Raw genomic sequence first — 9,202 nt, forward strand, 5'->3', positions numbered from 1 at the left:
CGGCGTTATGTGAATAAAGCGAGATCGTAGAATGGATTTTTCACCAGTCGTCAATCAAATAGTCAGTGCGCTTTGGTATCTTATACCAATTGCGATTCTCGCTGGAGTTCTTAAATCACCTTGGTTCAAAGGCGTTGTTGGCGAGTTTATCGTCAATTTATCAGCAAAGTTTTTACTGGATAAAGAAAAGTACCAACTGATCAAGAACGTAACCCTGCCAACAGAAGATGGAAGCACACAGATAGATCACATCATCGTTTCTGAATTTGGCGTTTTCGTTGTTGAAACAAAAAATATGAAAGGCTGGATATTTGGGGGCCCCAACCAGAAAACATGGACTCAGAAGATTTATAAACATTCAAACAAATTTCAGAATCCATTGCGTCAGAACTATAAGCATGTAAAAACCCTTGAGTCATTGTTGGGCCTAAATGAGCAGCAAGTACATTCGGTGATTGTTTTTGTAGGTGACAGCACATTTAAAACAGAAATGCCTGAAAATGTGACCTATGGCGGAGGCTATGCGAGGTATATCAAATCAAAGAAAACGCCAGTTCTAAGCGAATCACAAGTAATAGAAATCGTGAAACAAATAGAACAGGGAAGGCTTACTCCATCATTTAGAACAAATCGCGAGCATGTTAGACACGTAAAGAATATCGTGTCCGAAAAAGAAAATAGAAATGTCCCGAGTTGCCCAAAATGCGATAGTGAAATGGTTCTGCGAGAAACCAAGAAAGGTCAAAATATCGGTAAGAAATTCTGGGGTTGTACAATGTTTCCTCAATGCAGAGGAATCATGAATGTCACATAACAATCACATACACTCGGACAACCAAAAGCGCCGCTCGTTCCTCGCTCTGCTTTTGGTTGCAGGTGATGTGAAGCGCTGTCAAAGCCCATAAGCCCAAGCTTCCAGTTAAATGCTATGGTGACCTTCATGTAACCCCTCGGTCGGCATATCTAGTTGATCCTCGGAATTTTAAAGTTATAGGCGACACAGATTTGTTCGATGGGCAATCCTAACAATCGCAGGCACGGGGACAAAATTCCCGGTGCGCTACAATCTTGCCCGTGCTGCGGGCGTTATGCTCTTAGGAGTATATGCAATGTATGTGTTTGAAATCGTAACCCCTGGAACATGGCTCGAAAGTGAAGATCGGGATTGGTCGTGGAAAATCGGAAATCTGCTGCAATCACTCAAATCACAATATTTTGAGGCAAATTTTGCACTGAACTTGTTTACTGAAGCCAGATCTGTCTGCCCCTCAGTCGCTGACCCTGAAAACTGGGAACGAGATGCCCAACGAAGGAGTGAGATTAGGCGGGAAATAGAGCAAGAGTACGGTGGGTTTCCGGGGCACGAGCAGTGGGATGAGATCAATTTTAAAACCGAAGTCCGGTTCAAAAGAGAAAAATGGTCGAATGGATTTCAACCACGGGAATTCGAGCACAATTTACCTTTCATATACGCTCGAGCCTTTCTCTACGCTATTGATTCATTTGACAAGTTCCTTGGGGTTTTATCAAGAGAAGACGGTGTGCCGGAAATCGTTGCAGAGCTGCATGGCCAGGTAGGCGAAGCATTTCCCGATCTTCGAGGAGTAAGGAACAGCGCTCAGCACTTGGAGGATAGATCGCGTGGCCTTGGTGCTGGAAGGAACCCGAAGCCTCTGGATCTGAAGCCAGTTGAAAACAATATGATAAGCGCCCCCAACGGAGGTGTGCTTATTCTCAACTCCCTTAATGGCTCCAAATATGGCTCAACAATGGCTGACGGTCATTATGGGGAGGTTGATGTGTCACCGGAATCAATGGAGAGGCTTCAAAATATTCTGCAACAGACATTGGAAGCATTCGACTGGCATGGGCCAAAACAGCATGGTCCAAGTGCTTGAGCATAACCAGTCATTCAAGTTCGTTCCGGCCCTTACGGGCTTCCACCGGACTGGTTTTCCGCCGCGCTCCAAACCAGCCGCCAATGCGAGCGTTAACGTCCGCTCTTGGCACCCAGCAGTCCTAAGACCTAGGCGTAAGGACAGCAATGAGCGAACAGCAGACGTTGGTTTTACAGGCTGGCATTTCCTTTGAAGCGGGCAACTTGAACCAAGAACTATAATAGCTCTTGGTTCATACTAAATATAAATTTAGTATTTCTAATTATTTAATGGCGGCTCATAGTGATTCATTTATCTTATCGATTGCTTCAGATGCATTTTTATTGTGCTCATCTAGCGAAAGTGATTTTTCATATGCTATTAGGGCTTTCTTAAATTCTTCGTTGGCAAGATAGGCTTCTCCGAGACTGTCAAAGGCATTTGAAGACTCAGGGTGTTGTTTTGCATTGAGCTCAAAGAAAGCGATCGCTGCATTTATTTCTTCAACTTCCATCAGTTGATAACCAAAATAGTTTAAGCCACGTTCGCTGAAACCCTTGTTCGATTTCTGAAGTTGCATATATGACTTTATCGCAGCCTCGATTCCATCCTGGCGTAGCTTAGAGTAGAGCTCATCTTCGATTTGTTTTTTTGCAAAAACAACCGGGCGTTCATAAATAATGTTCAAAATGCCTTCTGTCAGAGCACGAAGTGGTGCGCCTCCAGTGTTGTTTTGGATAATAATTGTAATATCATCTTCAATTATGCGAATTACGTCACCATTGAAACCAGGCATCATACCCGGGTGATGTATCTGAGTGAGCTTTTTACCGAACTTTTCCTTTGGTAGTTCAGTGATCAACCAGCCATAACCATAATTCCGATGAGGCGACTCTGTAAAAGCTCTCTTTTTTAGTGCTTCACTAAATATCTGATTTGAATACAAGGCCTCGCTAAACTGATATAAGTCTCCGACCGTTGAATAAATAGAACCCGCAGCATAGGTGACAGTCATATCAATATTCTTTGCCGGTTTCAGTCCTGCTAACGTTTTCTCATACCCTTTAGCACTTTTTGGAACAACATAGCCAGAGTAAGAATCCCCGCTGTTATGCATCTTTAGCGGATTGAAAATATAATCCTGCAAAGCTTGTTTATAGCTTAACTCGGTCACTTGCTCGATTATTTTACCCAAAATGGAATAGCCAGCATTGCTATAGCTGAACTGGCTACCAGGCTGAAACTTCAGGTCTCCACTGCAAAACTTTGAAATAAAGTCATTTAGGGTATAAGGGTTATTCGCTTCTATATTTCTAAAGTCTGGATGACTGAACACGTTTGGGATCCCTGATGTATGATTTAAGAGCTGATGAATAGTTACTTTACCGCCGGTATCACTGCGATAGCCCGGTAAGTAATCACTGATTGAATGACTTAAATCTATTTTTTCTTCTTCGACTAATTTTAAAATCAGTGCCGCTGTAAGAGGCTTGGTTGTCGAGGCTATTCTAAATTTTGTATCCACAGAGTTGGGGATTTTCCATTCCATATTGGCATAGCCGTAACCTTTCTTTAGCAACACTTCACCTTGATAAGAAACTAATACTGAGCCATTAAATTCATCATTTTCGGCGTAAGACTCAACAAAAGCATCTAACTTTGAGGTCTTGATTTCAGTTGCTCCCACAAAGGCACTTATTAGGAGTAGGGCAGGAATACTTAATAATTTTATATACATAATCATCCTTAGTCGTTCAAAATGAGATAATATTTTCGTTTCTCTGAAAAACTTACCTGAGCATGAGAAAGGAAACATGACTTTAATGGTCCTTTTTGGTGACTTATGGTGACCAATCGATGAAAAACATTTAAAATCAAATAATTAGCAGCTCAAGGTGGAGTTAGTGATGGATGTCTTTAAGGTAGGGAACGACCTGATTCTAGATCCCTTAAATAAGAAGGTGATAAGAAATGGAGACGATATTTCTTTACCAGAACTGTCCTATCGATTACTGCTGGAGCTTGTTGAACACGCTCCTGAGATCGTGCCTCATGACCAACTTATAAAAGCCGTTTGGAAAGACAGAGTTGTCTCCGATGAGAATCTTAAGAAGCGAATATCTCGCTTGAGAGACTCGATAGCTGATAATCATTCTGAACCCAAGTACATTGTCGCCGAACGTGGAATGGGATATAGGTGCGTTGCAACGGTAAGAAAAATTAAGCGCTCAGAGAGCGCATACAATGATATTGGCGATTTCCAAGCCACCTACTATTCAATCAAACGATTAGTATCTCGCTTACCTATATGGTTAGTAGCAAGCTTTGGAGTACTTGCAATAGGAATGAGTTCATTCGTTCTCTTTCACCATGAAAACGAGAATCCACCTAATGAAATAAGCGAAGCTCTCGATTATCAAGCGGCTCAGAGCTATTTGAAATTTACAGAAAAAGACAACGATACGGCGATTTCATTGTATCAAGATGCGATAAATAGAGAGCCTCAGAACGCTTCAAGCCACAGTGGGTTGAGCGACGCTTATCTTCGAGGTTATTGGCACTATGGAAAGGATAAAGCCTGGTTGGAACTAGGGAAAAAGCATGCGGAAAAAGCCGTACAAATTAATGACGACTTGGCTTGGGGTCATAAAGCTCTCGGGCTTGCCTACTATTTGTCCGGACAATATGAAAATGCAATTGCTTCATTCAACCTTGCGCGTCAAATTGAACCTAGTTGGGGTGAGATTCCAGCCTATGCGTCACTTGTAGAGATCCAGTTAGGTCACTTTATTAAAGCGCATAAGCTTGCAATCTTATCAGTTGAACTCGATCCTGGTAACCCATTTACTAACGCAATCCTTGGAGAGTTATACCGTCAATCATATCGCTTCTACGCTGCCGAAGAGCAATTCAGTAAAACGTTAAATATAGATCCTGGCTTTCTAATGTCTCGCCTACTTTTTAGTGAGTATTTACTAGAAAGCGGAAGACATGTAGAGGCAATTTCGGTGTTACGCGACGTGATTCATAAACAACAGAATTCGCAGCAAGCTCGTTGGTTACTGGGTATAGCACTCTTGATCGACAATCAAATTGAAGAAGCGATTGATGAATTTTCCGCAGCATCAAGCTTAGGCGGACGGTATTACCTTCCAGCAGCAGTCTATTTTGCGGCACTCAAAAAAGACCGTTCAGAATTATCCAAGTTGGGTGAGCAAATTGCAAAGCTCAAGTTAGATGGGGACCAGTGGGCAGAACTTACTTTTCTGGAAGGGATAGTGCTATTAATTAATGATAAAGGTACCGAGGCAACGAACAAGTTTGAATCTGCTATATTTGGGGGGCTCACAACGACTTATCGGTACACTCACCTGCCGATAAATTCAAGCATCACAACTTCGCATCGATTTAATGAATTATTGAATCTAATTGAATCGAAGAACAAGGATAAAATGCCGAAGCGTATTCCACCGCGAACGTAGTGAGATCTCTGGACTTTTCAATACTGAGTTTATTGAACTTAAGAATGACTTCGTTTATGCAGAGTCTATTCTGATGCTGCACCGTTATTTTGCGTCAAGGTCCGCTCCTGGCACGAAGCCGCCTGACAGGGCAATTCTGTGGTCTGCTATGAGCGAAAAGCAGACCTTATGATTTTCGGCCTAATCCAACTAGTGACTAGCCGCCCGTTATTAGTAAGTGTCGGTGTCGCTAGCGATGCACGGCACATTCACTTTGGGAATATTGCGCGTTTTGCTGTTGTGTTTTTTATTTAAGTCGTTTACTGTCAATGACATAACAAAAAAATAAAAGTTGGATATTGTGCGATCGGTAGAGTGTAACTGAGCATGCTCAAATTGCCTTTGCTAACTCGGATTCTTTCAAGTTAGGAATGCCTGCTTGCTCAGTAAGTTAAGAGCTGAAAACCATCAATTGGACGAGTTGCTAAACGCGCACGCACAATATACAAATGTTGGGCTACATACGAAATTGCATCGGAGATGATCCATGAAGCGCATTAAGGTTTCACTTCTGGTTGTCCTGCTACTGCTGACTGCGCTATGGCTCGCCGCCGATACGCTGTTGCCCGAGCCGTTCACGTACTTCTCGTTTCGCACCGTGTTCATGCAGTACAGCGGGGTGATCGGCATCGGCTTGATGAGCGTGGCCATGCTGCTGGCGCTGCGCCCGAAATGGCTGGAGCCGCATCTGGACGGGCTGGACAAGATGTATCGCCTGCACAAGTGGTTGGGCATCGCCGCCTTGGTGGTCGCCATCGTTCACTGGTGGTGGGGAAAAGGCACCAAATGGATGGTGGGTTGGGGCTGGCTGGAAAAGCCCGCGCGCAAACCGGTGGCCGGAGAAACCCTCGGCAACATCGAAGGCTGGCTGCGCAGCCAGCGGGGGTTTGCCGAATCCGTCGGCGAATGGGCGTTCTACGCCGCCGTCGTGCTGATCGTTCTGGCTTTGGTCAAGCGCTTCCCCTACCACTGGTTCGTCAAAACCCACAAATGGATCGCAGTCGCCTACCTTGCCCTGGCCTATCACTCCGCCGTGCTCACCAAGGTGGAGTATTGGACGCAGCCGGTCGGCTGGCTAATGGCGGCCTTGCTGCTGGGCGGCACCGTGACCGCGCTGCTGACCCTGACGGGGCGGATCGGCACCGGCCGCAAGGTTACGGGAACCATCGCGGGTCTGATCGATTATCCCGCGCTGCGCGTGCTCGAGACCGCCGTCGTGCTAGAGGACGGCTGGCGCGGCCATGCCGCCGGGCAGTTCGCCTTCGTCACCTCGGACAAAAACGAAGGCGCGCATCCGTACACCATCGCCTCCGCCTGGAACCCCGCTGACCGTCGGCTCGTCTTCATCGCCAAGGCGCTGGGCGACCACACCAGCCGCTTGCGGGAAAGATTGAAGATCGGCATGCCGGTTACGGTGGAAGGCCCTTACGGCTGTTTCGACTTCGAGGATGCGCAGCCACATCAGATTTGGGTGGGTGCGGGCATCGGCATCACGCCGTTTATCGCCCGCCTCAAGCAACGCGCCGCCACCCCGGACGCAAAGACGATTGATCTCTTTCATCCGACTGCCGAGTTCGATCAGGCCGCCATCGACCGTCTCACGGCAGATGCCGAAGCTGCAAGCGTGCGTCTGCACCTGCTGGTCGATGGCAAGGATGGACGATTGAATGGCGAGCGCATCCGTGCCGTCATTCCGGAATGGCAGTCCGCCAGCATCTGGTTCTGCGGCCCGCCGAGGTTTGGTCAGGCGCTGCGCGAGGACTTCCTCGCCCACGGCCTGCCACCAGAGCGTTTCCATCAAGAACTGTTTCAGATGCGTTGATGGCAGCCCTAATGCAGCTTATCCGATGAGGTTTATCCACTGAATGCCCAACCCATCATTCCACCGGACGCTGCGCGATAAAGCCGCGCAGCACCGGTGAATTCAAACGTTAGCAGCCACTCCTTTCTAGCTATCTTGCCAAATGAGTAAAAAAAGGAATAATTTATACTCATGAACATTTTCGAGTTTGATGACGAAAAAAGCCAGGCGAATCGCCATAAGCACGGCATTGACTTAGGATTTTAGGTGAGCGCACAATAATGACTCCTGCAATTAATATAGCTAAGAAACATCAAATAGGGCACACAGTGCATGAGTACGTTCATGATGCGTCGGTGTCGTCTTATGGTGCTGAAGCGGCAGAGAAACTGGGTGCGCCTGCAGAGCAGGTATTTAAAACCCTGGTGGTGTGTCTTGATGACAGCGAATTGGCTGTCGCCATTATTCCCGTGCTATCCAGGCTTAGCCTCAAACTTGCGGCAAAAGCGCTTGGCGCTAAACGTGCTCTGATGGCTACAAAATCTGATGTAGAACGCTCGACAGGATATGTTCTGGGCGGGGTCAGCCCACTAGGTCAAAAGAAACGCCTGAGAACGGTCATTGATATATCGGCGGATCGCCATACTTCAATCTTTGTTAGCGCCGGTCGCCGAGGGGTCGATCTGGAGCTGAGCCCGAGCGACTTAAAAACGCTGTTAAATGGGAAGTTCGCGGAACTGTGTCAGTAAACTTCATGGAGTCAGTCAGTTGCGCTGGGTCATTGAATTATTTAAGGAAGAACATGCTCCGAAGACTTACCTTGTTACTACTGTTACCTTTCCCAGTATTCGCTGAGGTGTCAGACAAAATGCCTTCGCAGCAGAATCTGTGGGTAACAGGCCTGGTGCTGGCGGTGTGCCTGGGCTTAGCCGTACGCTGGTCGACATGGACGTAGCAGGTATTACCTACAATGATACCTATTACATAAAGAAAGAGGCTGCAAACGAGCTTCGGGTTCACTTCCACGAGTTGGTTCATGTGTTGCAGTGGCGAGAGCTCGCTCCTCAAGGTTTCATCGAGCGCTACATTCGAGAGATTCAATATTTTGGGTATAACAACGCTCCGCTGGAAAAGATGGCCTATGCCTTAGATGGACATTACCAAAGCAAGGGACGGCATCTCAGCGTTGAGCAGTTTGTCCGAGAAAATTTATAACAATTCGCGTAACTCGGAGGCACTAAAGTGTGCCGGCGCGCTCCGCGTTAACGTCCGCTCCTGGCACGAAGCAGACCTCAATAACCTTCAGCAGGACCTAGTGCTTTTTACCTGAAAATTCGCTGAATGATGCGTTCACGAAAGCGAACGATCGCTGGTTACTGGGTCGCCTCGCGCAGACGGAAATAAACGGTAACACGGTAATTCAAATGGGAGGGAGTACCGATTATGGCTATACCGCATTAATTCAGTATGTCCCTCATCATGACCTCATGATAATTTTGCTACTTAACGCCCACAATAATATATTATCGCACCGAACTGTCGTAACCGTAACAGCAACCACACCTAGGCATGTTTTTGCAGATGGCCTAATTTATCACCACGTTTCAACTAACGAGGTGATTTATGAGTCGTACCCATCGCAGCCATGCTCAGTGGCTTGAGCTGTTCGAAGCATTTGAGCAAAGCGGTCAAACCCAAGCAGCATTTTGTACAGAACGAGATTTAAACCCAGCATACTTTAGCAAGCGTCGTCGTGAGCTGCTCGAACAAAACGATAACGGTTTTGTGCAAGCGCAACAAGTGATGCAGACGAACCATCATTCACTGACGCTAAATTATGGCGGCCTAGCACTTACCTTGCCGCTGCACGTTGAGCCACATTGGTTGGCGCAGTTAGTGAAGTCGCTTGCTGCATGAAAATGTTCGTAGAACCTTCGGCGATTTATTTGTATAAGCAGCCGGTTGATTTTCGGAAAAGTATCAATGGCCTCAGTGCCATTGTC

General features: G+C 46.5%; 8 protein-coding genes. 7 read left to right on the top strand and 1 reads right to left on the bottom strand.

The window, feature by feature from the left end; genetic code table 11:
- Window positions 1-31: 31 nt before the first annotated feature.
- Both ACQ661_RS12355 and ACQ661_RS12360 read left to right on the top strand, forming a co-directional pair.
- Complete coding sequence (locus tag ACQ661_RS12355; RefSeq protein ID WP_431668549.1) at window positions 32-814, top strand: NERD domain-containing protein; 783 nt, start codon at window positions 32-34, stop codon at window positions 812-814.
- Window positions 815-1,109: 295 nt separating this feature from the next.
- Entirely contained in the window at window positions 1,110-1,898 is a 789-nt protein-coding gene (locus tag ACQ661_RS12360; RefSeq protein ID WP_431668550.1) for a hypothetical protein, read from the top strand.
- Window positions 1,899-2,175: 277 nt separating this feature from the next.
- Here the strand turns inward: ACQ661_RS12360 and ACQ661_RS12365 are convergent, their stop codons facing one another.
- Complete coding sequence (locus ACQ661_RS12365; protein WP_431668551.1) at window positions 2,176-3,615, bottom strand: serine hydrolase; 1,440 nt, start codon at window positions 3,613-3,615, stop codon at window positions 2,176-2,178.
- Between the two features lie 157 nt (window positions 3,616-3,772).
- Between ACQ661_RS12365 and ACQ661_RS12370 the strand changes: the two genes are divergently transcribed.
- From ACQ661_RS12370 to tnpA, 5 genes are all read left to right on the top strand, one after another.
- Window positions 3,773-5,359 carry a winged helix-turn-helix domain-containing protein gene (locus ACQ661_RS12370; RefSeq protein ID WP_431668553.1) on the top strand — a complete coding sequence of 529 codons (1,587 nt, stop codon included), beginning with the start codon at window positions 3,773-3,775 and terminating at the stop codon, window positions 5,357-5,359.
- Window positions 5,360-5,885: 526 nt separating this feature from the next.
- Entirely contained in the window at window positions 5,886-7,220 is a 1,335-nt protein-coding gene (locus tag ACQ661_RS12375) for a ferredoxin reductase family protein (protein WP_153827407.1), read from the top strand.
- A 260-nt stretch (window positions 7,221-7,480) separates the two neighbouring features.
- On the top strand, window positions 7,481-7,948 hold the full coding sequence (gene ybaK, locus ACQ661_RS12380) for a Cys-tRNA(Pro) deacylase (protein WP_034732384.1): 468 nt from the start codon (window positions 7,481-7,483) through the stop codon (window positions 7,946-7,948).
- A gap of 139 nt (window positions 7,949-8,087) precedes the next feature.
- Window positions 8,088-8,414: a hypothetical protein gene (locus tag ACQ661_RS12385; protein ID WP_258306652.1), complete on the top strand. Its 327-nt coding sequence runs from the start codon at window positions 8,088-8,090 to the stop codon at window positions 8,412-8,414.
- Window positions 8,415-8,822: 408 nt separating this feature from the next.
- Complete coding sequence (gene tnpA, locus ACQ661_RS12390; RefSeq protein ID WP_055022508.1) at window positions 8,823-9,116, top strand: IS66 family insertion sequence element accessory protein TnpA; 294 nt, start codon at window positions 8,823-8,825, stop codon at window positions 9,114-9,116.
- Window positions 9,117-9,202 lie beyond the last annotated feature (86 nt).

It is taken from the genome of Pseudidiomarina sp. WS423 (genome assembly GCF_050750165.1).
Taxonomy (GTDB): domain Bacteria; phylum Pseudomonadota; class Gammaproteobacteria; order Enterobacterales; family Alteromonadaceae; genus Pseudidiomarina; species Pseudidiomarina fusca.

Excerpts from the sequence above, each read along its gene's own strand:
- tnpA (WP_055022508.1), top strand. The coding sequence starts at position 8,823 with ATGAGTCGTACCCATCGCAGCCATGCTCAGTGGCTTGAGCTGTTCGAA.
- ybaK (WP_034732384.1), top strand. The coding sequence starts at position 7,481 with ATGACTCCTGCAATTAATATAGCTAAGAAACATCAAATAGGGCACACA.
- ACQ661_RS12375 (WP_153827407.1), top strand. The coding sequence starts at position 5,886 with ATGAAGCGCATTAAGGTTTCACTTCTGGTTGTCCTGCTACTGCTGACT.
- ACQ661_RS12355 (WP_431668549.1), top strand. The coding sequence starts at position 32 with ATGGATTTTTCACCAGTCGTCAATCAAATAGTCAGTGCGCTTTGGTAT.
- ACQ661_RS12365 (WP_431668551.1), bottom strand. The coding sequence starts at position 3,615 with ATGTATATAAAATTATTAAGTATTCCTGCCCTACTCCTAATAAGTGCC.
- ACQ661_RS12360 (WP_431668550.1), top strand. The coding sequence starts at position 1,110 with ATGTATGTGTTTGAAATCGTAACCCCTGGAACATGGCTCGAAAGTGAA.